This is a genomic window from Serratia sp. MF1(2023) (genome assembly GCF_030954545.1).
GTDB classification, from domain to species: Bacteria; Pseudomonadota; Gammaproteobacteria; order Enterobacterales; family Enterobacteriaceae; genus Serratia; species Serratia sarumanii.
This window is the reverse complement of sequence record NZ_JAVHUX010000019.1, coordinates 1-21,424: the sequence shown is the minus strand read 5'-3', so window position 1 is coordinate 21,424 and position 21,424 is coordinate 1. Positions and strand designations below refer to the sequence as shown.

Annotated in this window: 20 protein-coding genes; 11 read left to right on the top strand and 9 right to left on the bottom strand. The window is 59.5% G+C overall.

The features are described 5' to 3' along the window. Positions 1–35: 35 nt before the first annotated feature. Together REA38_RS10950 and REA38_RS10945 are read right to left on the bottom strand one after the other, a co-directional pair. The gene (locus tag REA38_RS10950) at positions 36–659 is read right to left on the bottom strand and encodes a hypothetical protein (RefSeq protein WP_041034849.1); all 624 of its coding nucleotides are present in this window, start codon (positions 657–659) and stop codon (positions 36–38) included. A gap of 238 nt (positions 660–897) precedes the next feature. Further along, on the bottom strand, positions 898–1,947 hold the full coding sequence (locus REA38_RS10945) for a hypothetical protein (protein ID WP_039566428.1): 1,050 nt from the start codon (positions 1,945–1,947) through the stop codon (positions 898–900). 384 nt (positions 1,948–2,331) lie between these two features. Here REA38_RS10945 and REA38_RS10940 point away from each other — a divergent pair, with 384 nt between their 5' ends. Beyond that, positions 2,332–3,021 carry a MarC family NAAT transporter gene (locus REA38_RS10940; protein WP_033653915.1) on the top strand — a complete coding sequence of 230 codons (690 nt, stop codon included), beginning with the start codon at positions 2,332–2,334 and terminating at the stop codon, positions 3,019–3,021. 36 nt (positions 3,022–3,057) lie between these two features. Here REA38_RS10940 and REA38_RS10935 read toward each other — a convergent pair whose 3' ends face one another. From REA38_RS10935 to REA38_RS10910, 6 genes are all read right to left on the bottom strand, one after another. Beyond that, positions 3,058–4,191 (bottom strand): ABC transporter substrate-binding protein, encoded by a 1,134-nt coding sequence (locus REA38_RS10935; protein ID WP_049196140.1) that lies wholly within the window; start codon positions 4,189–4,191, stop codon positions 3,058–3,060. 150 nt (positions 4,192–4,341) lie between these two features. Next, positions 4,342–5,625, bottom strand: coding sequence for a serine/threonine protein kinase (locus tag REA38_RS10930; RefSeq protein ID WP_033638320.1), 1,284 nt, complete (start codon positions 5,623–5,625; stop codon positions 4,342–4,344). A gap of 257 nt (positions 5,626–5,882) precedes the next feature. Then, positions 5,883–7,220: a cytochrome c gene (locus tag REA38_RS10925; protein ID WP_308885858.1), complete on the bottom strand. Its 1,338-nt coding sequence runs from the start codon at positions 7,218–7,220 to the stop codon at positions 5,883–5,885. Positions 7,221–7,232: 12 nt separating this feature from the next. Then, a complete protein-coding gene (locus REA38_RS10920; RefSeq protein WP_004931432.1) occupies positions 7,233–9,014 on the bottom strand; it encodes a GMC family oxidoreductase in 1,782 nt (593 codons plus the stop codon). A 2-nt stretch (positions 9,015–9,016) separates the two neighbouring features. After that, positions 9,017–9,742 carry a gluconate 2-dehydrogenase subunit 3 family protein gene (locus REA38_RS10915; RefSeq protein ID WP_033638317.1) on the bottom strand — a complete coding sequence of 242 codons (726 nt, stop codon included), beginning with the start codon at positions 9,740–9,742 and terminating at the stop codon, positions 9,017–9,019. Positions 9,743–10,049: 307 nt separating this feature from the next. Then, positions 10,050–10,715 carry a transglycosylase SLT domain-containing protein gene (locus tag REA38_RS10910; protein WP_004931439.1) on the bottom strand — a complete coding sequence of 222 codons (666 nt, stop codon included), beginning with the start codon at positions 10,713–10,715 and terminating at the stop codon, positions 10,050–10,052. A gap of 109 nt (positions 10,716–10,824) precedes the next feature. On the opposite strand from REA38_RS10910, the gene ghoS reads away from it, so the two are divergent. The 6 genes from ghoS to REA38_RS10880 all read left to right on the top strand — a co-directional run bounded on the left by ghoS (position 10,825) and on the right by REA38_RS10880 (position 15,911). After that, positions 10,825–11,124, top strand: coding sequence for a type V toxin-antitoxin system endoribonuclease antitoxin GhoS (gene ghoS, locus REA38_RS10905; RefSeq protein ID WP_033646321.1), 300 nt, complete (start codon positions 10,825–10,827; stop codon positions 11,122–11,124). Between the two features lie 131 nt (positions 11,125–11,255). Beyond that, on the top strand, positions 11,256–12,200 hold the full coding sequence (locus REA38_RS10900) for a metal ABC transporter substrate-binding protein (protein ID WP_308885857.1): 945 nt from the start codon (positions 11,256–11,258) through the stop codon (positions 12,198–12,200). Next, positions 12,197–13,087, top strand: a complete 891-nt coding sequence (locus REA38_RS10895) for a manganese/iron ABC transporter ATP-binding protein (protein ID WP_033638312.1) — start codon at positions 12,197–12,199, stop codon at positions 13,085–13,087. The genes REA38_RS10900 and REA38_RS10895 overlap by 4 nt, the downstream gene beginning before the upstream one ends. Next, positions 13,087–13,947, top strand: a complete 861-nt coding sequence (gene yfeC / locus REA38_RS10890; protein ID WP_033638311.1) for an iron/manganese ABC transporter permease subunit YfeC — start codon at positions 13,087–13,089, stop codon at positions 13,945–13,947. Before REA38_RS10895 ends, yfeC begins: the two co-directional genes overlap by 1 nt. After that, positions 13,947–14,801 carry a metal ABC transporter permease gene (locus REA38_RS10885; protein WP_033646322.1) on the top strand — a complete coding sequence of 285 codons (855 nt, stop codon included), beginning with the start codon at positions 13,947–13,949 and terminating at the stop codon, positions 14,799–14,801. Before yfeC ends, REA38_RS10885 begins: the two co-directional genes overlap by 1 nt. A 240-nt stretch (positions 14,802–15,041) precedes the next feature. Continuing rightward, positions 15,042–15,911 carry a fructosamine kinase family protein gene (locus REA38_RS10880; protein WP_033642864.1) on the top strand — a complete coding sequence of 290 codons (870 nt, stop codon included), beginning with the start codon at positions 15,042–15,044 and terminating at the stop codon, positions 15,909–15,911. Between the two features lie 35 nt (positions 15,912–15,946). On the opposite strand, the gene REA38_RS10875 is transcribed toward REA38_RS10880, so the two are convergent. Next, positions 15,947–16,507 (bottom strand): YniB family protein, encoded by a 561-nt coding sequence (locus tag REA38_RS10875; protein WP_033638308.1) that lies wholly within the window; start codon positions 16,505–16,507, stop codon positions 15,947–15,949. 185 nt (positions 16,508–16,692) lie between these two features. Between REA38_RS10875 and REA38_RS10870 the strand changes: the two genes are divergently transcribed. The 4 genes from REA38_RS10870 to REA38_RS10855 all read left to right on the top strand — a co-directional run bounded on the left by REA38_RS10870 (position 16,693) and on the right by REA38_RS10855 (position 21,249). After that, complete coding sequence (locus REA38_RS10870) at positions 16,693–17,973, top strand: protease (RefSeq protein WP_308885856.1); 1,281 nt, start codon at positions 16,693–16,695, stop codon at positions 17,971–17,973. Positions 17,974–18,037: 64 nt separating this feature from the next. Continuing rightward, complete coding sequence (gene hxpB / locus REA38_RS10865) at positions 18,038–18,703, top strand: hexitol phosphatase HxpB (protein WP_033638306.1); 666 nt, start codon at positions 18,038–18,040, stop codon at positions 18,701–18,703. Between the two features lie 424 nt (positions 18,704–19,127). Continuing rightward, positions 19,128–19,676 carry a metal-dependent hydrolase gene (locus tag REA38_RS10860; protein ID WP_049212644.1) on the top strand — a complete coding sequence of 183 codons (549 nt, stop codon included), beginning with the start codon at positions 19,128–19,130 and terminating at the stop codon, positions 19,674–19,676. 181 nt (positions 19,677–19,857) lie between these two features. Continuing rightward, positions 19,858–21,249 (top strand): L-cystine transporter, encoded by a 1,392-nt coding sequence (locus REA38_RS10855; protein ID WP_308885855.1) that lies wholly within the window; start codon positions 19,858–19,860, stop codon positions 21,247–21,249. Positions 21,250–21,424 lie beyond the last annotated feature (175 nt).

Genomic DNA, 21,424 nt, shown 5'->3' with positions numbered 1-21,424 from the left:
CACTAAAATTGTTCCGGATAAATAAAGCGCCGCCCTCACGCTTTCGCGTCAGCCGGCGCAAAAACGGTTTTCATGTAGCTGAGGGTGGCCAGCAGGCACAGGCCGTAGCCCAGCAGTTCGCAACCCTCTTCCACCATGTTTTTCACCACCCGGTTGTAGCCGTCCAGCATCAGCGTTTGCCACAGCGCGCTCATGCCGAACAGGCGTGAAAACACCAGAATGCACAGCAGGCCGGCGCACATCATGCCGTAGGCGGGATGCGTCACGAAATAGGCCAGGCCGCGCACCGTCGCCGCGATGTGCCGCGCTGCATGCACCAGGCAGGCCAAAGCGACCGCCAGCGCGAACCACACCCAGGCGCCGTGCCACAGCGCATCGAAGGCGAAATCCATCTCGCGGATCAGCATGCAGAGAAAGAAACCGCCGACCAGCATCCAGGCGGAGCGGCGTTCAGCCTGCCGCCGGGCCGCGGCGAAGAAACCGCCGGAGATGGCGAGCAGCAACAGCTCTTGCGCCGCTTCGGTCAGCGAGGTTTCATGCACGAAATTATGCAGCCAGTGTACGTCGATAAATACCAGGCCGACCAAGGCCGCCAAAAAAGCGCAGTAGAGCAGAAAGGCAACGGCTTTCCCCAGCAAAATATGCAGTTCTTGTTTCATAATCACACTCATTATTATTTACAGCGCATCTATGTTATCCACCTGTCCCCAGGGATCGTGGCAATTGATGCCTAATACCCTACACAGCGATTAAGGTGGTCATTAATCACGCCGCAAACAATAAAAACCCCGGCACATGGCCGGGGTAAGCGCCAGTCTTTCCTGGCTGTCATTTCATCGTCGTCGGTATTTCAGGCTCTCATCCTATATCATCGAGACGCGCAAACGAGCCTGGAGATTACGCCTGCGGAGATGATACGGTTACACGTCGGGCATTGGTGTTAACGCCCCACAAGCCTGCCAATGCACTGACCACTGCGCCAATCAACAACGCAAAGAATGACCACAGGGCAGCCCGAGACAATTCGTCCGCAGCCGCGGCAGCCTGTTCGCGCGCCTTCTGTTTCAGCTCAGCATACTCCTGTTTTGCCTGATTGATTTTTGCTTCGGCTTCATCCAAGCGCTGATTAACCAGCTGCGCAGTTTTATTTTTGGCGTCGACCAAATTCTTCACCGTCTGGTCCACTTCCTGCGGCGTCATATTGGTGTTTTCAACCAGAGCTTTTTTCAGTGTGTCTTGATCCACATCTTGCGAGATGGCCTCACCATGTTTTTTAAGCTTGTCGACCAGTTGCTTAATAATCGCATCGCTATTGTCAGGCTGAAGTGCCAGGGCTTTTACTGCGTCTGCCAAATCAGTCTTGGCCGCATTCAACTGTTGCTGCATGAATTCAGGCTGCAATGACGGAATACCACTTTTTTTGAGCGCCGTAACCACATCACCATGCAGCTGTTCAGGTTCCAACGTGGTGTCGATACCCAACTTGTCAAACACCTTACCGCCCACGTCTGCCAACCCGGTTGCCCCTTTGCCAATCGCGGAACCGGCGCCGGAAAGCAAACTGCCAGAGGTCGAAGCGATAGCACCCAGCGCATTACCGGTGGCCTTCACTGCAGACCCGACCAGCATTCCACCCAACACCGCCGCCACAATCAGTGACGTAGCCCATACCAGGAAGCCATGAATAAGGCCGTCATTAGCAGCCAAACGTCCGGCAATAAAAGCGCCGGCAGCCAAGCTAATGATGATTGAAACAGCGGACCAAATCACTACGGTGGTACCGGCTCCGTTGATCGGATCGTCTGATGTCGGATCCACGATGGAAAATCCCAAACTGGTGCCCAACGTCGACAGCAACAGTGAAACAGCCAATACGGTGATCACACCACCGATGACGCTGCCCCAGGAGATTTTTTTCGCCGCTACCCATTCTTTTGCCACTTCCATAGTAAAACTCCTTTTAAGCTTTTCGATTATGAAGAAATGCCACAAAGCCTTACCAGTATAGAAGTGTTTAATCTCTTAAGCGGTTAAACGGTAAAAACAGTTAAAAATAATTAATAATATGTACCCAGTATTAACGACGCTGTATGGGCGGGTGCATTTTGGCTAGCGTTCGGTGCCGCGGGCGATTGCGGTCAATGAAGCGCCACTGGGGTGCGAGGATGGACCGAAGCTCGCCGGCGAGTGCAACGGCAGTGATGAAACGCCGGCCGACGGTTAATGAACGTTACGAGCTGTCCCCATTGCCGCCAGGCGCACGGCAGGCTAGGCTGTTCAGCTCATGGGCCGCCGCGTGGCGGCTTGAACGTTGCACAGGGAGTCTCTTTTATGACGGGTATTTTGCAGTTATTCCAGGCCATCGGACTGGGTTTGGTGCTGCTGTTGCCGCTGGCCAACCCGCTGACCACGGTGGCGTTGCTGCTCGGGTTGTCCGGCAATATGACGCGCGAAGAGCGTAATCAGCAGTCGCTGATGGCCTCGGTTTATGTGTTCTGCATCATGACGGTGGCGTTTTACGCCGGCCAGGTGGTGATGAACACCTTCGGCATTTCGATCCCCGGCCTGCGCATCGCCGGCGGCCTGATCGTCGCCTTCATCGGTTTCCGCATGTTGTTCCCGCAACAAAGCGCCGATGAGGCGCCGGAGGTGGAGAGCAAGTCGCACGAGCTGCGCCATAAGACCTCGGCTAACATCGCCTTCGTGCCGCTCGCCATGCCGAGCACCGCCGGGCCGGGCACCATCGCGATGATCATCAGCTCAGCGTCGAGCGTCAAAGATAACACGCTGGGTTTTGAACCCTGGGTGCTGGCGGTGGCGCCGGTCGCTATCTTCCTGACGGTCGCGGTGATCCTGTGGGGCTGCCTGCTCAGTTCCGGCGCCATCATGCGCTTGGTGGGGAAAAGCGGCATCGAGGCGATCTCGCGCCTGATGGGCTTCCTGCTGGTGTGCATGGGCGTGCAGTTCATCATCAACGGCGTGCTGGAGATCATCTCCACCTATACGCCGGCCGCCGCTTAAAGATCAAAAACGGGCGCGTCGTCGCGCCCGTTGCCGTTATTTCCCCTTCGGCGCCTGCGCGCCCAAAATGCCTTTGCCTTCCGGCACTTCGGTAAAGCGGCTGAGGATCTCGCTGTAGGTCTTGGCCGGATCCAGATCCGGGAACTGCGCCGGATAGATAAACTTCGCCAGATACTCCAACCCGACAATGTTGTACGGATGGTTGTAGAAGTTATGGTAGATGCCGTAGAACCGCCCTTCTTTCACCGCCGACACCTGCGCGAAGCCCGGGCGCTGTTTCATGCGATTGAAAGCCTCATCCACCTGCTGTTGCGTGACGCCATAGCCGAACGGCACCGCGGCGTTGGTCTTGCTGGCCCACTGCGAGCCGGAAACGATGTAGGCATCCGGTTTCATGGCGATCACCTTTTCCAGCGCCACGTCGCCGGTCGCGCCCGGCAACAGCGCAGAGCCGATGTTGCGCGCGCCGACCGCTTCCACCAACGCGCCCCAGCCGACGTGCGCATGGGTGAAGCAGCAGGACTCCAGCCCGTTCAAGCCGGCCTTGGCTTCAAAGAACACCAGCGGCTTGGGTTCCACCGCCTGCGTCTTGGCCAGAATGGCCTGATAATGCTGCTGATAATAATCGGTATATTGCTTGGCTTCACTTTCCCGGTTGAGGGTTTCCCCCAGCAGCGTCACGCTTTTCGGCGTGTTTTCCACCGGCTTGAGCATGGTGTCGATAAACAGCACCGGCACGTTCAGCGCCTTGAGCTTATCCAGCACGCCGGTTTGGCTCAGCGAAGGTTTGGAACGCAGCTGGGCGATCATCAGATCGGGCCGCTTGGCGATCACGCTCTCCAGATTCACTTCACCTTTGTCGCTGAATCCCATATCGATGATGTTTTTCGCCGCCGGCCATTTGCTCTGCAAGATATCCCAGGTCGCCGCGTCGCTTTTCTTCAGCAGGTTATTCCAGGCCACCAGCCGGCCGAACGGGTTGGCGCGATCGAGCAGCGCCAGCGTGAGAATGTCGCGCCCGTCCTGCACCACGATACGTTTCGGTTCTTGCTGGAGGGTGAGCGTCTGGCCGGAGGTGTCGGTCAGGGTCAGCGGATAGGTGGTGGCCATCGCCGGAGAGGCGAGTAAGGCGGCGCAAATCAGCGCCGGCAAAGTGATTCGACGGTGCACGAAAGACTCCTTAGTCATGAACGCAATCAGGAAATACTAATGAGAATGGCTTGCATTATCAAAGATAACGCCCGGCAACCCGACGATTAATTGCAAAGGGATGTGTAACGCAGGATTGAGAGGCGCGCCGAAGACGGCGCGCCCAGGGGATCACACCAGGCCGTAAATCAACGCCGACAGCGCGATCAGGCCCATCACCAGCACGAAGACGTTGCTCGCCGCGCGGTATTTGCGCATCGCCGGCACCGCGCGCACCGCGTACATCGGCAGGATAAACAGGATAGCCGCAATCAGCGGGCCGCTGATGGTTTCGATGATGTGCAGCGCGCTGGGGTTCCACACCGTCGCCGCCCAGGTGAGCAGGAACAGCGAAACCGCCGAGATGCGGTGCGTCATGCGCGAGCTGAGCGGTTTGCCGACCGCGCGCGTGACGCCGTCGATCAGGCTGGTCGCCCCCTCCGTGACCCCCAGCGAGGTGCCGAGATAGGATTTCGCCATTGCCAGCATCGCCATCACCGGGCCGAGATAGGCGATCAGCGGGTTGGAAAACTTGTTGGCCAGGGTGGTCAGCACCGTGATGTTCTGATCTTTCGCCTGCTGCATGTCTTCATGGGACAAACTCAGCACGCAGCTGAACACGAAGAACAGCACGGTGACGCAGATCAGCACATAGCTGTAGCGCATGATGCGCGCGCAGCGGCGTTCCGCCTTATCGCCATACAGGCTCTTCTGGGTCGAGGCGAAGGAAGAGATGATCGGCGCATGGCTGAAGGAAAACACCATCACCGGCACCGCCAGCCACAGCGAATGCCACAGCCCCGGCGTGTCGAAGCGGGTGGCGGCCAGGCCGTGAACGAAATTGGCGGTATTCCAGCTCGGCATCAGGTACAGCGAAATGCCCATCAGGAACACCAACAGCGGGAACACCAGCATGCCCATCGCCGCCACGATGCTGTCTTTGCCGCGCAGCAGCACCAGATTGAGCACCACCACCACCGCCAGGCTCAGCCAGATGCGCGGCAGCGGCGCCACGTGGAACTGGTGGATCAGGAAGCTGTCCAGCGCATTGGTGATCGAAATGCTGTACACCAGCACGATCGGGAAAAACGCCATCAGATACAGCATCATGATGATTTTGCCGGCCAGTACGCCGAAGTGTTCGACCACCACATCGTGAATATTGCCGTCGCGGCTGGAGCCGGAAAGCACGAAGCGGCTGAGCGCGCGGTGCGGCAGATAGGTCAGCGGGAAAGCGAACAGCGCCATCAACAGCAGCACCAGCGGGCCGTTCAGGCCGGCGTTGATCGGCAAGAACAGCGTGCCGGCGCCCACCGCGGTGGCATAGAGACCGAACATCCAGACGGTGTCGGTTTTGTTCCATTTGGCGGGCTGAGCGGCCGTCAGCGTGCCTGAATCGGGAGAAATCGTACTCATGAGACAGTCTACCTTAATCTGCGGCGCCAACGATTGCGCCTAACGGGATATCCTTCTCCGCGAATTTTTTAATAATAATCAGTGAATTAAAGCGATATTTCATACTTTCGCCTGATGAAAGGACGGCAAAGGATAATGAAAAATCCGTTGCGGGTCTATGTTTTATCGGCCGAACGAACGATTTGCGAACAGGAAATGCTGAAAAAACCGGCGCACCCAGTAAAAACTAAGGGCCCCTTGCGGAGCCCTTAAACGGTTTACTTCTTCGCGTCCGGATGGTCCGGCACCTCGGCGCTGCCCATCTCCTTCTCATCGCGGATCATCGAGCGGTCTTTACGCACGTCGGCCACGTCGGAGGCGCTCACCGGTTTGGCGCTGTTGCCCCAGCTGGTGCGGATGAAGTTCACCACGTCCGCCACCTGCTGATCGTTCAGACGCCAGCCGAACGGCGGCATGGTGATGTTGGACACCGCCCCCTGCACCGCCGGCGTGGTGTTGCCGGTCAGCACGATGTGGATCAGCGAGGTCGCGTCCTCGGTCTGCACCACCGGATTGCCCTTCAGCGATGGGAAGGCGCGCTTGTAGCCCACCCCGTCGGTGCGGTGGCAGGCCGCGCAGTTATCGACATACAGCGCCGCGCCGGGCTTGCTGTCGTCGCCGCGCCACAGATCCTTGGCCACGCTGTCTTCGACCGGCGCCGCCTGCTGCTTGCCGTCTTTCGGCGGCAGCGATTTCAGGTAGCGTGCGATAGCGGTCAGATCGTCATCGCTCAGGTATTGCAGGCTGTGCTCCACCACGTCGCTCATGCCGCCGAATACGATCGCCTTGTCGTTACGGCCGGTTTTCAGGAACTCGGTCAGCTCGGCTTCGCTCCAGTTGCCCAGGCCGTCCTTGTTATCACCGCGCAGGCTGGAAGCCACCCAGCCGTCGATCGGCGCGTTGCTGCCGGACAGGTAATCGTCGCTTTCGCTGTTGCTCAGCGCTTTTTCCTGCATGGTGATGCTGCGCGGGGTATGGCAGGCGCCGCAGTGGCCCAGACCTTCCACCAGGTAGCGGCCGCGCTCGATGATCGGATCGGCCTTGGCGTCGGCGACGAAGTCCGCCGGCGACGGCGCGAACATGCCGCGCCAGATGCTCAGCGGCCAGCGCATCGACAGCGGCCACGGGATGTCGGAATCCTTGTTGGCCTGCTCCACCGGCTGCACGCCGTGCATGAAATAGGCATACATGGCGCGCATGTCGTCTTCTTTCACCAGCGCGAACGACGGGTACGGCATCGCCGGATACAGGGTGCTGCCGTTTTTGGCTACGCCCTTACGCACCGCGTTGTCGAAATCCTCGAAGCTGTAATCGCCGATGCCGGTTTTTTTGTCCGGCGTGATGTTGGTGGAGTAGATGGTGCCAATCGGCGTCTCCATCGCCAGGCCGCCGGCGAAGGTTTTGCCGCTCTTGCCGTCGGTGTGGCAGGCCACGCAGTCGCCGGCGCGCGCCAGGTATTCACCGCGCTTGATCAGCTCGCTGCTGACGGTGGCGTCCTGCGCCCAAACGGAAAAACTCACTGCACTGAGAACCAGTGCCGGTACAAATGCTTTCATCGTTCGCCGTCCTTATGCCTGCACCAATGGGCCTGGGTTTTTCAGATACTGCTCGCGAATGGCGCGGGCAGACCAGTAAGCCAGCGCCGCCACGGTGCCGGTCGGGTTGTAGCCCAGCCCCTGCGGGAAGGCCGATGCGCCGATCGAGAACACGTTGTGCACGTCCCAGCTCTGCAGATAGCGGTTGACCGCGCTGGTCTTCGGATCTTCCCCCATCACCGCGCCACCGTTCATGTGGGTGGTCTGGTAGCTGGTGGTGTCGAAGTGGCTGTTGGCGTTTTTCGGGCTGCCGGCGATCAGTTTCGGGTTCATCGCCTTGGCGATCGGCGCCATCTTGTCGTACATGAACTGCGCCATCTTGATGTCGTTCTCCTGCCAGTCGAACGTCATGCGCAGCAGCGGCTGGCCAAAGACGTTCTTGTAGTTGGGATCGAGATCCAGATAGTTGTTGCGGTACGACTGGTGCGCGCCGTGGGCGTCCATCGAAACGTGGTGAGTGTAAGCATCCGCCACCGCCGCTTTCCATTTGCTGCCCCAGGCCGGGGTGCCCGGAGGCGTCGGCAGACCGGAGATCGGCTTGGTGCCCGCCTGGTTGACCCAGAACGGCGAACCGCCGACGAAGCCTTCTTTGGCGTGGTCGAAGTTGTCGGCGTTGAAGTCGTCCACGCCCACGCCGTTGCCGCCGGCGCCGATAAACGGGTTGGTGAACACGTCTTTATCGAAGAACGCCTTGATGGTGGTCATGTTCTGGTAGGCGAAGTTACGCCCGACCACACCCTCGCCGGTCACCGGATCGTAAGGCTTGCCGATGCCGGACAGCAGCATCAGGTGCACGTTGTGGAACTGGAACGCGCCCAGGATCACCAGATCGGCCGGCTGTTCAATCTCGCGCCCCTGCGCATCGACGTAGTTCACGCCGGTGGCGCGGGACTTGTCGTCGGTCAGGTTGACCTTCAGCACGTTGGCGTTGGTGCGCAGCTCGAAGCGTTTCTCCATGCGCAGCGCCGGTAAGATGTTGACGTTCGGCGAGGCCTTGGAATACATGTAGCAGGCGTAGCCGCTGCAGAAACCGCAGAAGTTGCACGGGCCCATCTGCGCGCCGTACGGGTTGGTGTAAGAATCCGAGGTGTTGGCGGACGGCAGGTTGTAAGGGTGGTAACCCACCTCCAGCGCCGCCTTCTCGAACAGTTGGGCGGAGTAGGTATTTTTCTGCGCCGGCAGCGGGAAATCGTCGGAGCGATCCGGCGCAAAGCGGTTGCCGCCCTTCTGCGCCACTTTCTGCCCTTTGATGGTCCAGGCGGTGCCGGAGGTGCCGAACACTTTCTCCGCCTTGTCGAAGAACGGTTCCAGCTCGTCGTAGGTCACGCCGAAGTCCTGGATGGTCATGTCCTTCGGAATGAAGTTTTTGCCGTAGCGCTCTTCATAGTGGCTGCGCATGCGCAGTTCGATCGGATCGACGCGGAAATGCACGCCCGACCAGTGCAAACCGGCGCCGCCGACGCCGGTGCCCGGCAGGAACGCCGCCAGCTGGCGGTAAGGCACCGCGGTCTGGCTGCTGTTATGGCGAATGGTGACGGTGCTTTTCGACAGATCCTGGAACAGTTTGCGGCGGATGTTATAGGTCAGCTCGTCGATCACCTGCGGATAAGACCCGTCCGGATAGGTATCGCGCATCGGGCCGCGCTCCAGCGCCACCACGTTGAGGCCGGCCTCGGTCAGCTCTTTGGCCATGATCGCGCCCACCCAGCCGAAGCCGACGATCACCGCGTCTACTTTTTTCATTACCGTTGCCATGCTTAGCCCCTCTCCCCACGAATCGAGACCGGCGGGAAGGGATAACGCTCCCCTCGCTCAACCCAGTCCATAAAATCGGCGCGCGCGCCCGGAAAATTAATCAGCTTCCAGCCCACCATGTCTTTGTTGCCGCCATGGATGGGATCGCTGAAGAAACCTTCGCGGGTGTTTTGCAGCAGATAGGAGAAGAACAGTTTCGACGGCAGCTGCGGGAACTCCGCCTCGCCGGACTCGAACTTTTGCAGCATGGCGTCTTGCTGCGCGCCATCCAGTTCGGCGAAGGGCTTGCCGGCGGTTTTCTTGCTGTAGGCGTCGGCGTCACTGATGCCGAGGTTGTAGATTTGCTTGGGCACCAGCGGCAGCTGATAGCCCATCTCCTTCGGCACATCGGGGTTGAACGGCCCCTGCATGTACCAGATGGCGCCGGTGGCGTACGGGGTATTCATCTGGCGATCGATAAACTCCGGCACGCCGGCTTCCAGTGCGCCGGGGCCGCGCTCGTCGGCCGGGATCAGGCGCGCCACGGCGGCCTTGATGAAGGCCCACTCTTCCGGGGTGAAAAAGGTCGGTTGGTAATCGTTCTGCGTTGAGGTGTTCGAGGCCGCGACCGCCGGTGTCGGTGCCGTCAGCGCGCCAACGCCGCTGCCACCAATTACCGCCGCAGGAATTAAGGTCATCGATTTCAACAAGAAATCGCGCCGCGAATTGTTGGTTTTATGATTCGACATGTCACATTCCATCCAAAGATAGTCACAACTATTTAACCGCAACCTTGCGATCGATACGGGTTTTTAAAATAATTTGTTACTTATTTGTATATTTATTGAAGGTCAGAATGCATCCAAGCGCAAAAATGTTACCGGTAACTTATTGAATGAACGTAAAGATTTATCTGCTAACGTAAATTTAACTTTTCGTGCGGTTTTTCCGATAAGCGGTGAGGAAATAACGAAAAATGAGAAGCAGCTCGCGCGCTGGAACGGTGCTGGAAACAAAATCGGCCGCGTTCAGCGGCCGATTCGACAAAAGAGAGGGTTACTGCGACATCGCCTGATAGGCGGTGGTCACCTTCCACAAATAGCGCGGTGCCTGTGGCGCCGGATGCTTTTTCTGGATGTGCTGATAAAACTCATCCGGGCTCATCTGATTGATGCGATTGACCGCCACGCGCTTGTCCGATGAGAAGGTGCGCAACATGGCGCCCGCCCCGTTCACGTACGAAACGATGGTGGCATAACGCAAAGTCTGTGGGTTGTTGATCCCGGCTAGCTGCTGGCTTTGAAGAATATTGATATAGGCCGTTCCCAGATCAATATTGACCGCCGGATCCTTCAGCTCACGCGAGCTGGGTTGCCCGCTTCTTCCTTTCATGCGATAGGCGTCACGGCCGGCGGTAGAAGCCTTAAGCTGCATCAATCCCACTGCGTTCGAGGTGCTGACCACGTTCGGGTTAAACCCGGACTCCACCTGAATAATCGCTTTAATCAGCGTTTCGTCAACGCCGTAGTTGCTGGCGGCCTGACGAATGTAATCGTTATAGGCAACCGGCGTGCCTGTGCGGTTTACCGGTGCCTGCGGAGGGGGTTTTAACCAACCGCCGCGCGTTGTGCCACTGCCTGAAATATTGCTTGCCGTTTGCGGATCTTTGGCGCACCCCGACAAAAGCAAAATTGCCGTAAGGCAACCTATTTTTGTTTTCACAGAATCCCTCACTCCTTTCAATGAGTTGCGTAGCATATACAACTTGTAAGGACACCTGCAGTAATTTTTTGGGCTAATCTCAAGCTATCCATATACCAAGAGGTGATTTATGAGTCAATCTGCAACAAACTGCTTTGTGGTGACTTTTCGCTATCAGGAAGAGGGATTAACCGACCTGGCGAAGCTGACCGGGCAATTGACGCGCGAAGGTTTTGTCACGTCGGTGACAGACGAAAATGGCGTGCACCATGAGCTCGGCAGCAACAGTTTTGCGTTCATAACCGTGCTGGATCAAGAGGATGTACAGCGCCTGGCGCAGGGGTTCGGCCAGTTGGCATTGGGAAAACAGCCGGAGGTGGCGATATGCGCCTGTAAGGACTACCTTCAGCGGTTACATACTGATACATAAAATGCTATAACTTCCCGGAGGGTATTATTTTTTCAGTTGGAGATGTACCCCGCCGGCGGTGGGCAAGTGACGCTTGACTTCGCTTCAATTGATATTGATAATCATTTTCATTTGAACCAGGAGACGTCATCATGCCATTGATAAGTTGCGCTTTTCGTCGCAGTCGCCCTTTCCGCGCTGCCACACTGTTACGCCCTTTCACGCTCGCCTGCCTGCTGCTCGGCGCCGCCTTGGTCAGCCAAAACGCGCTGGCGGAAAAAAAGCTGCGCGTGGTGACGACCTTTACCATCATTCAGGACATCGCCCAGAACGTGGCGGGTGATGCCGCCGTGGTAGAGTCCATCACCAAGCCGGGCGCCGAGATCCACGACTATCAACCGACCCCGCGCGATATCGTCAAAGCGCAGCACGCCGACCTGATCCTGTGGAACGGCATGAACCTGGAACGCTGGTTCCAGCGTTTCTTCGAAAACATCAAGCAGGTGCCTGCGGCGGTAGTCACCGAAGGCATTACCCCGCTGCCGATCCGCGAAGGGCCGTATAACGGCAACCCTAATCCGCACGCCTGGATGTCGCCGAGCAACGCGCTGGTATACATCGAGAACATCCGCAAAGCGCTGGTGGAGCACGATCCGGACAACGCGACAACCTATAACCGCAATGCCAAAGCCTACGCAGAGAAAATCGGCGCGCTGGACGCCCCGCTGCGCGAACGCCTGGCGCGCATTCCGGCCGCACAGCGCTGGCTGGTGACCAGCGAAGGCGCCTTCAGCTACCTGGCGCAGGACTATCAGCTGAAAGAAGTCTATCTGTGGCCGATCAACGCCGATGAGCAAGGCTCGCCGCAGCAGGTGCGCCGGGTGATCGACGCAGTGCGCGCCCACCATATTCCGGTAGTGTTCAGCGAGAGCACCATTTCGGACAAGCCGGCCAAACAGGTGGCGAAAGAAACCGGCGCCAAATACGGCGGCGTGCTGTACGTAGACTCGCTGTCCACCCGCGACGGTCCGGTGCCGACCTACATCGACCTGCTTAACACCACCGTGCAAACCATCGCCAAAGGATTCGATCAATGACCCATGAACCGTTTGTCCGCCCTGAGTTGAACGTGGACGACGTCACAGTGACCTACAACAACGGACACACCGCCATTCACAACGCCAGCTTTACCCTGAGCGGCGGTTCGATCTGCGCGCTGGTCGGTGTCAACGGCAGCGGCAAGTCGACGTTGTTCAAAAGCATCATGGGCCTGGTCAGGCCCACCGCCGGCCGGGTGTCGCTGAGCGACAAACCGGTGGCGGAGGCGCTGAAAAAGAATCTGATCGCCTACGTGCCGCAGACCGAAGACGTCGACTGGAACTTCCCGGTGCTGGTGGAAGACGTGGTGATGATGGGCCGCTACGGCAAGATGAACTTCCTGCGTATTCCGTCGCGCGAGGATCGGCTGCGGGTCGACAAGGCGCTGGAGCGCGTCGGCCTGAGCGAGCTGCGCGGCCGGCAGATCGGCGAGCTGTCGGGCGGCCAGAAGAAGCGCGTGTTTCTGGCGCGCGCACTGGCGCAACAGGGCACCGTGCTGCTGCTGGATGAACCGTTCACCGGCGTGGATGTGAAAACCGAGAATGCCATTATCGATCTGCTGCGCGCATTGCGCGACGAGGGGCACCTGATACTGGTCTCCACCCACAACCTCGGCAGCGTGCCGGAGTTTTGCGATCGGGTGATCCTCATCAACCGCACGGTGCTGGCCGCCGGCCCGACCGAAACCACCTTCACCCAGAGCAATCTGGAGCAGGCGTTCGGCGGCGTGCTGCGCCATATCAACCTCTCCGGCCCGGATCTGCACGACGACAACGATCCGCGCACCGTTACGGTGTTGACCGACGATGAGCGCCCGGCGGTGTTCTACGGCCACACCAAGAGCGATCCGCCGGCCAACAGCCAGGCCAGGGAGAAACAATCCTGATGCTGGACCTTCTGCTGCAACCTTTCAGTTATAACTACATGGTGAAGGCCATCTGGGTCAGCGCCATCGTCGGCGCCGCCTGCGCGTTCCTCTCCGCCTACCTGATGTTGAAAGGGTGGTCGCTGATGGGCGACGCGCTGTCGCACTCGGTGGTGCCCGGCGTGGCCGGCGCCTACGCCCTCGGCCTGCCCTACGCCGCCGGCGCCTTCTTCACCGGCATGCTGGCGGCGCTGGCGATGACGCTGGTGCGCCACATCACCCGGCTGCGCGAAGACGCCATCATCGGCTTTATCTTCTCCACCTTCTTCGCCGTCGGCCTGCTGATCGTGTCGCTCAACCCCACCTCGGTCAACGTGCAGTCGATCATCTTCGGCAACATCCTCGGCATCGCCGATGAAGACGTGCTGCAGGTGGAAATCATTATCGGCGTTTCGCTGCTGATCCTGTGCCTGGTGTGGAAAGACCTGCTGGCGGTGTTCTTCGACGAAAGCCACGCGGTGTCGATCGGCCTGTCGCCGCTGCGGCTGAAGATCCTGTTCTTCACCCTGCTCAGCGCCTGCACCGTCGCCGCGCTGCAAACCGTCGGCGCCATTTTGGTGATCGCCATGGTGATCACGCCGGGCGCTACCGCCTATCTGTTGACCGATCGCTTCAGCCGGCTGGTGATCATCGCCATCATCATCGGCGCATTGACCAGCGGCATCGGCGCCTACCTGAGCTTCTTCCTCGACGGCGCCACCGGAGGCGTGATCGTCACCCTGCAAACGCTGGTGTTCCTGGCGGCGTTCTTCTTCGCGCCGAAACACGGCCTGCTGGCGTCTCGGCGCCGCGTGGCGCATTCGCAAACCGGAGGCCGCTGATGGACACCCTGTATCAACTGCTCAGCGAACCCTTCGCCTACCCGTTCATGCAGCGGGCGATCGTCGCCGCCATCGTCACCGGCGTAGTGTGCGCCGTGCTCTCCTGTTATCTGGTGCTCAAAGGCTGGTCGCTGATGGGCGACGCCATCTCGCACGCGGTGCTGCCCGGCATCGTGGTGGCGTTCGTGGTCGGCATTCCGCTGGCGATCGGCGCCTTCCTTTCCGGCATCTTCTGTGCGGTAGCCACCGGCTACCTGAAAGAGAACAGCCGGGTGAAAGAAGACACGGTGATGGGCATCGTCTTCTCCGGCATGTTCGCCTTCGGCCTGGTGCTGTTCTCACGCATCGATACCGACCAGCACCTGAGCCACATTTTGTTCGGCAACATGCTGGGCATTACCGACGGCGAGCTGAAGCAAACACTGCTGATCGCCGGCATCACCCTAGCGGTGGTGCTGCTCAAGCGCAAAGACTTCATGCTGTACTGCTTCGATCCGCATCATGCGCGGGTGATTGGCCTGCCGGTCAAGCTGCTGCACTACGGGCTGCTGTGCCTGCTGGCGATGACCATCGTCGCCTCGCTGCAGGCCGTGGGGGTGATCCTGGTGATCGCCATGCTGATCGCCCCGGGCATCATCGCCTTTATGCTGTGCCGCCGCTTCGAACGCATGCTGGTGGTGGCGACGGTAGTGTCGGTGTTCTCCTGCGTGCTTGGCACCCTGATCAGCTTCCACATCGACGGCGCCACCGGGCCCTGCATCGTCATCGTACAGGCCGTGCTGTTCGTTATCGCCTTGTTGTACAGCAAGCTGCGTCCGTTACAGCGTAACCAAAACGCCCTCACCGGCGGTTAATCCCCTCCGATGCGGCGATGCCCTCTGCTCGCCGCATCGCCTGCCCCCGCTCATTGCGTTGTTGTCATCAAGTTGCAACCGGTATTGCGCTTAAATTAATCAATAGGGTATATACTTTGAGCTGGCGAGACGCTGAAAAAATCGCCGCCTTTGACGCCGGCTGTGCGCCGCGTCGTGTTTTCACCACGGGAAAGACGCTAACCTAATGAATTATCAGGCAGCACAGAGGGGGGAGATACCATGTGGCAAGCCGTTAGCCGTCTGTTAAGTGAACATCTTGGCAGCGCAGAGATACGCGAAAGGATTGAACTGCCCGGGGGCGACATTCACCCGGCGTGGCGCGTGAGTTACGGTGACAACGAGGTGTTCGTGAAATGCGACGCCCGGGAACAACTGCCGATATTCACCGCCGAGGCCGATCAGCTGGCGTTGCTGGCACGCAGCAAAAGCGTGCGGGTGCCGGAAGTGTACGGCGTCGGCAGCGATCGCGACTACAGCTTCCTGCTGCTGGAGTATCAGCAGTTGAAACCCCTCGACGCCCACGGCGCCTACTGCCTGGGCCAGCAGCTGGCGCATCTGCACCAGTGGAGCGAGCAACCGCAGTTCGGTCTCGACTTCGACAGCGATCTGACCACCACCCCGCAACCCAACGCCTGGCAGCGCCGCTGGTCGGAATTCTTCGCCGAGCAGCGCATCGGCTGGCAGCTGCAGCTGGCGGCGGAGAAAGGCATGACCTTCGGCGATATCGACGACATCGTCGATCGGGTGTATCTGCGCTTGCAGCACCACCAGCCGCAACCTTCCCTGCTGCACGGCAACCTGTGGCCGGGCAACTGCGCGATGACCGCCAACGGGCCGATTCTGTTCGACCCGGCCAGTTACTGGGGCGACCGAGAGTGCGATTTGGCGATGCTGCCGCTGTATCCGGAGCTGCCGCCGCAGATCTACGACGGCTATCAGAGCGTGTGGCCGCTGGGTGCCGGGTTTATCGAGCGCCAGCCGCTGTATCAGCTGTACTACCTGCTCAACCGCAGCAACCTGTTCGGCGGCCAGCATCTGGTGGCTGCGCAACGCGCGGTGGAGGCGCTGTTGCAGCCCGAGGCGTCGTAACGTTCCGGGGCGCCGCTCGGCGCCCCGTTCATGCCTCAGGCCGCGCCGGCCAACTGCCCCAACAGGCGGATCACGAACCAGGCGATCACCGCAATCACAATCGGCAGGATGTACAGCGGGAAGTATTGCAGGAAGATGGTGTGGTGCGGCAGCGTAATGCGCTCCTCCAGCTGCTGGCGCGTGTGCCCTTCGCTGCCCTTGGCCTGCTCCAGGATCATCTGGTCTTCCAACCCTTCGCGGATGAACTTGACCTGGCGCGACATGCGCGCGCCGGAAGCCTGCAGCGCCAGCCCGACGAAGATCAGTATGTAGATGATGATGAACATCAGATTGGCGCCGCTGAACAGGCTTTTATCCACGTCAGGCACCGGGGAGTTGTACCAGAAAAGGTTCAGGAACGGCGTATTGAAACGCACCATGTCCACCATCACGTGGACAAAATCCAGCATCACCGCGTTGATGCCCTTAGTTTTTTCACTGTGCTGGTAGACAAAGCCCAGCACGGAAATCAGCGTAGACAGCAACGCCGGGATAAAAACCACCCATCCGAGAATGCGTTTCAAAATGGCGATACGCCCGGCCTGTTGATACGTCATGTGTTCCCCTTGTTAGCGACGTAACCGAATCGGCTAAGTCTACCTGCAGTTGGCAAAGCTCGCCCACCGTTTTCTTCATTCCCGCTGTGCTACAAGCTTAGCCGAATTCGCCGAAATCAACTGCTTAACGCCGTCCGGGCACTATCATTGAAGAGATAAAGTTATCCATTCGGGCAGAGGCCGCCATGATTCGACTGATTATCTTATTGCTGGGCGCGCAGGCGCTGCACGGCCAGCGCCGCCTGCTGGTGCTGTTCGGTTGGCTGTGGATAGCCGCAGGGGCGCTGGTGCTGTTCGACATACTGCAGGATGGCCGATCCGTGCTGGCGCTGGATGCGCTGGCGGTCATCCTGGCGCTGGAGGGGCTGGTGGCGATATCCGCCGCGCTGGTGATCGGCTCTTCTGCCAGCAGACCGGTGCTGCTGAAGGGGCTGGGCTTCGTGTTTATGGCCTTTTTAATGTTGGACGTGCCCGCAGACGATAACATCGTCGCCACCGTGGTGTTTGGCAGCGCGCTGCTGCTTGACGGCGCCGTGCGCATCGCCTCCTCCACGGTGATTCAACACAGTCGATGGAAAACCGTGGCGCTGGCGGGCGGCGGCGAGATCCTGCTTTCGTTGATGATTTTTGTCGGCTGGCCGGCGCCGCACCGGATGACGGTGCCCTTTTGCCTCGGCGTGATGATGGTGCTTTCCGGCTGGGCTTTATTGCGTATCGCCCGGAGGCTGGCAAGCTTCTCTCTGAATCAGTACCCCGCGCGGCAGCCACCGCCCCCGGCGGACGAGGCTACGCCGCTCACGGTGTATGTCTGGACACCGATTGGTGCGGCTAAAGATCCACGCCGGCGTTACATCGTCGACCGATACATCGCGGCGGTCGACGGCGGCGGCAATATCTCCACCGGTCATGCCGCCCTGGCGCTCGCGCCGGATGTGTATATCAGTCACTACCCGCTCAACGACATCAGCCATTCCGTTCAGGATTTCCGCCAGTTGCTGCATGCCGGCGAACAGAACAACGTCGACGGGCGTTTCCTGCCCGACCTGCCGGGCGAGATCGCCGCCTGGTGCCCGCCGGACAAGAAAATTCAGTTCTATCGCTATAACCCGGCGGCGCTGCGCGCATTCTGGCGGCGGTATCGGCAGGACGCGACTTACAACCTGACTCGGCGCAACTGCTCCACCACGGTCATCGGCGCACTCGACAGCGCGCTGGAGGGCGTGCTGGGCGATAAACATCTGTGGCGCCGTTTTCTGTTATTGGTGCTGGATCCCAATCTGTGGATGCTGGCGGTGCTGCGCAGCCGTGGCGAAAGCATGACCTGGACGCCGGGACTGGTGCTGGACTATGCCCGCATGTTGCAACAGGTCACCGAGCGCCAACACCAACGCTGGTGGTTAAAATTACGCGAGGTGTGGAATATCCTTCGCTTTGGCAAAAGCCAAACGCGCAGGCAAAGATTTTAGTCTCGCCACCGGCGATGATAGAGTATCGGGCACATTCACCCGCGCCGGCAGGAGTTAACCGTTAATGGCTTATTCGCAACGCATTGAAACCGCAATTTTTGATATGGACGGCTTGTTGATCGACTCGGAACCGCTGTGGCTGCAGGCCGAGCTGGATATCTTCGGCGCGCTGGGTCTGGATCTGTCCGATCGCCACAAGCTGCCGGACACCCTGGGGCTGCGCATCGATCTGGTGGTGAAAATGTGGTACCAGGCGATGCCGTGGCAAGGCGTATCGCTCGATGAGGTGTCGGCGCGGATTATCGAACGCGCCATCGAGCTGGTGCACGAGACGCGCCCGCTGCTGCCTGGCGTCCGGCAGGCGCTGGAGCTGTGCCGCGAGCAGGGGCTGAACATCGGCCTCGCCTCCGCCTCGCCGCTGCACATGCAACGGCAGGTGCTGAAGATGTTCGATCTTGAGGGCTACTTCGATCAGCTGGTTTCCGCCGAATACCTGCCGTACAGCAAACCGCATCCGGAGGTCTACCTGATCGCCGCCGAGCGCCTGGGCAGCGATCCGCTGCGCTGCATCACGCTGGAAGACTCCTTTAACGGCATGATCGCCACCAAGGCCGCGCGCATGCGTTCCATCGTCATCCCGGCCGCCGAATACCGCCACGATCCGCGCTGGGCGCTGGCGGACCACCAGCTGGAGACCCTGGAACAGCTCACCCCCGCCCACTTTGCCTGACCTGCGGCGCCGGCCACCGGCGCCCTGGCTTTGCCGCTCTGCGCATAAAGGGGATCCGCGCCGCAAAACAAACGAAACAGTGTTTCATTATTATTGAATTGGCATGTTGTTATTATTATGCTGGGCGGCAGGGAAAGCGACGGCCCGCGGAGCGTTGTCACTGCCACGCAGCGCTGTTCAAGGCCGCCGCTTCCTCCCGCCGCTGCGTACTGAAAACCACCCTTGTTTCTCTCCGTTCCGCACCGCCCATTGCCCGCTTTTTGTTCACGCCCGTCAAAAGCGATGATTTGTTACGCATTGCCGTAACAACCCGTTGTAAAACAGGGGAAAATAAACAATTGGTTACAGGGTAACTGCTTCCACTACTGGGAATTTTCCCATATACTGGATAAATTAACAGTTTACCAGCCGGAATCGCAACAGCATGACCGCGGAAGGACACCTTATATTCTCTGTCGCTTGCGCGATCTTCGCCAAGAAGGCGGAAGTGACGCCAGAGCTGGCTACCGGCGACTGGTGGCACATCATACCCGCCGCGCTGCTGACCTCGCTGCTGCCGGATATCGATCACCCCAAGTCGGTGCTGGGCCAGCGTCTGCGCTGGCTCGCCATTCCCATCGCCCGCGCATTCGGCCACCGCGGTTTCACCCACAGCCTGCTGGCGATCGCCGGCGGCATGGCGCTGTTCCAGCTGGACGTGCCGCGCAGCTGGCCGATCCCGGCCGACGCGCTGCACGCCATGATCATCGGCTACTTCAGCCATTTGCTGGCCGATATGCTCACCCCCGCCGGCGTGCCGCTGCTGTGGCCGTGCCGCTGGCGTTTTCGCCTGCCGCTGCTCAACTCGCAAAAAGGCAACCAGCTCGAGCGTGTGCTGTGTCTATGCCTGGTGGCGTTTGCCATCTGCTGGCAAGGTGATTTCACCCTGCCGGTGCAATCCTATGTCGAGCAAATCAGAAATATTAGACTCTGATCACAAAAATCCGCTCAACCAATCACCTTCATGTATATAAAACGAACAAAAACACACAAAAAGCTATATCAAATTCCATTTGGATATAAGTGGGCCACTCGGCAAACTGTTACGATATTTACATCGCGACATACGTGATGCGTAGTCGTTTTTATAAGAAAGATGATTGGAGACATTGGGGATGAATTTTCCGCTCGTGATTAACGTGCTGGTGTTTGTCGCGCTCCTGTTGCTGCTGGCGCAAACCCGCCACAAGCAATGGAGCCTGGCGAAAAAAGTGCTGGTCGGCCTGGTGGTCGGCGTGGTGTTCGGCCTGGGCTTGCAGCTGGTGTACGGCTCCGACAACCCGGTACTGAAAGAATCCATCAGCTGGTTCAACATCGTCGGCAACGGCTATGTGCAGCTGCTGCAAATGATCGTCATGCCGCTGGTGTTCGCCTCGATCCTGAGCGCGGTGGCCAAGCTGCATAACGCCTCTTCTCTGGGCAAAATCAGCGTCCTGACTATCGGCACGCTGCTGTTCACCACGCTGATCTCGGCGCTGGTGGGCGTACTGGTCACCAACCTGTTCGGCCTGACCGCCGAAGGCCTGGTGCAGGGCGCGCAGGAAAGCGCGCGCCTGACGGCAATCCAGACCAACTACGTGGGTAAACTGGCCGACCTGACCGTGCCGCAGATGGTGCTGTCGTTCATCCCGAAAAACCCGTTCGCCGATCTGACCGGCGCCAGCCCGACGTCGATCATCAGCGTGGTGATTTTCGCCACCTTCCTCGGCGTGGCGTCGCTGCAGCTGCTGAAAGACGACAAGCCGAAAGGCGAGCGCGTGCTGGTGGCTATCGACACCCTGCAAGCCTGGGTGATGAAGCTGGTGCGTCTGGTCATGAAACTGACGCCGTACGGCGTGCTGGCGCTGATGACCAAAGTGGTTGCCGGTTCCAACATTCACGACATCGTCAAGCTCGGCAGCTTCGTGGTGGCCTCGTACATCGGCCTGGCCATCATGTTCGTGGTTCACGCCGCCCTGCTGGCCTTCACCGGCGTTAATCCGCTGAAATTCTTCCGCAAGGTGTGGCCGGTGATCACCTTCGCCTTCACCAGCCGCTCCAGCGCCGCCAGCATTCCATTGAACGTGGAAGCGCAGACCCGTCACCTGGGCGTGCCGGAATCCATCGCCAGCTTCTCGGCGTCGTTCGGCGCCACCATCGGCCAGAACGGCTGTGCAGGCCTCTACCCGGCAATGCTGGCGGTGATGGTTGCGCCGACCGTCGGCATCAACCCGCTGGATCCGGTGTGGATCGCCACCCTGGTCGGCATCGTCACCATCAGCTCCGCCGGTGTGGCGGGCGTGGGCGGCGGCGCCACCTTCGCCGCGCTGATCGTGCTGCCGGCGATGGGCCTGCCGGTGACGCTGGTCGCGCTGCTGATCTCGGTCGAACCGCTGATCGACATGGGCCGTACCGCGCTGAACGTCAACGGCTCCATGGCGGCGGGCACCATCACCAGCCAGCTGATGAAGCAAACCGACAAAACCGTGATGGACAGCGAAGACGAAGTCGAATTGGCTCACCGTTAACGCCGTCTCAAAACGAAAAAACCGGGGATTCTCCCCGGTTAATGAGATGGTCACCCCCACCCTGTGAGCGGTACGCTGGCAGGGTGTTTTTCTTTCTGAAGGGGATCATCATGCAAAACGTTACGCTCATCGGTATTGACCTCGGCAAGCAGTCGTTTCATGTTCACGCTCAGGA

What these genes read in the sequence shown, in the direction of transcription:
- REA38_RS10915 (WP_033638317.1), bottom strand. Translation starts at nt 9,742, where the DNA reads ATGTCGAATCATAAAACCAACAATTCGCGGCGCGATTTCTTGTTGAAA.
- REA38_RS10925 (WP_308885858.1), bottom strand. Translation starts at nt 7,220, where the DNA reads ATGAAAGCATTTGTACCGGCACTGGTTCTCAGTGCAGTGAGTTTTTCC.
- REA38_RS10895 (WP_033638312.1), top strand. Translation starts at nt 12,197, where the DNA reads ATGACCCATGAACCGTTTGTCCGCCCTGAGTTGAACGTGGACGACGTC.
- REA38_RS10875 (WP_033638308.1), bottom strand. Translation starts at nt 16,507, where the DNA reads ATGACGTATCAACAGGCCGGGCGTATCGCCATTTTGAAACGCATTCTC.
- hxpB (WP_033638306.1), top strand. Translation starts at nt 18,038, where the DNA reads ATGGCTTATTCGCAACGCATTGAAACCGCAATTTTTGATATGGACGGC.
- REA38_RS10900 (WP_308885857.1), top strand. Translation starts at nt 11,256, where the DNA reads ATGCCATTGATAAGTTGCGCTTTTCGTCGCAGTCGCCCTTTCCGCGCT.
- REA38_RS10920 (WP_004931432.1), bottom strand. Translation starts at nt 9,014, where the DNA reads ATGGCAACGGTAATGAAAAAAGTAGACGCGGTGATCGTCGGCTTCGGC.
- REA38_RS10885 (WP_033646322.1), top strand. Translation starts at nt 13,947, where the DNA reads ATGGACACCCTGTATCAACTGCTCAGCGAACCCTTCGCCTACCCGTTC.
- REA38_RS10930 (WP_033638320.1), bottom strand. Translation starts at nt 5,625, where the DNA reads ATGAGTACGATTTCTCCCGATTCAGGCACGCTGACGGCCGCTCAGCCC.
- REA38_RS10880 (WP_033642864.1), top strand. Translation starts at nt 15,042, where the DNA reads ATGTGGCAAGCCGTTAGCCGTCTGTTAAGTGAACATCTTGGCAGCGCA.
- REA38_RS10855 (WP_308885855.1), top strand. Translation starts at nt 19,858, where the DNA reads ATGAATTTTCCGCTCGTGATTAACGTGCTGGTGTTTGTCGCGCTCCTG.
- REA38_RS10940 (WP_033653915.1), top strand. Translation starts at nt 2,332, where the DNA reads ATGACGGGTATTTTGCAGTTATTCCAGGCCATCGGACTGGGTTTGGTG.
- REA38_RS10860 (WP_049212644.1), top strand. Translation starts at nt 19,128, where the DNA reads ATGACCGCGGAAGGACACCTTATATTCTCTGTCGCTTGCGCGATCTTC.
- REA38_RS10870 (WP_308885856.1), top strand. Translation starts at nt 16,693, where the DNA reads ATGATTCGACTGATTATCTTATTGCTGGGCGCGCAGGCGCTGCACGGC.
- REA38_RS10950 (WP_041034849.1), bottom strand. Translation starts at nt 659, where the DNA reads ATGAAACAAGAACTGCATATTTTGCTGGGGAAAGCCGTTGCCTTTCTG.
- REA38_RS10945 (WP_039566428.1), bottom strand. Translation starts at nt 1,947, where the DNA reads ATGGAAGTGGCAAAAGAATGGGTAGCGGCGAAAAAAATCTCCTGGGGC.
- ghoS (WP_033646321.1), top strand. Translation starts at nt 10,825, where the DNA reads ATGAGTCAATCTGCAACAAACTGCTTTGTGGTGACTTTTCGCTATCAG.
- yfeC (WP_033638311.1), top strand. Translation starts at nt 13,087, where the DNA reads ATGCTGGACCTTCTGCTGCAACCTTTCAGTTATAACTACATGGTGAAG.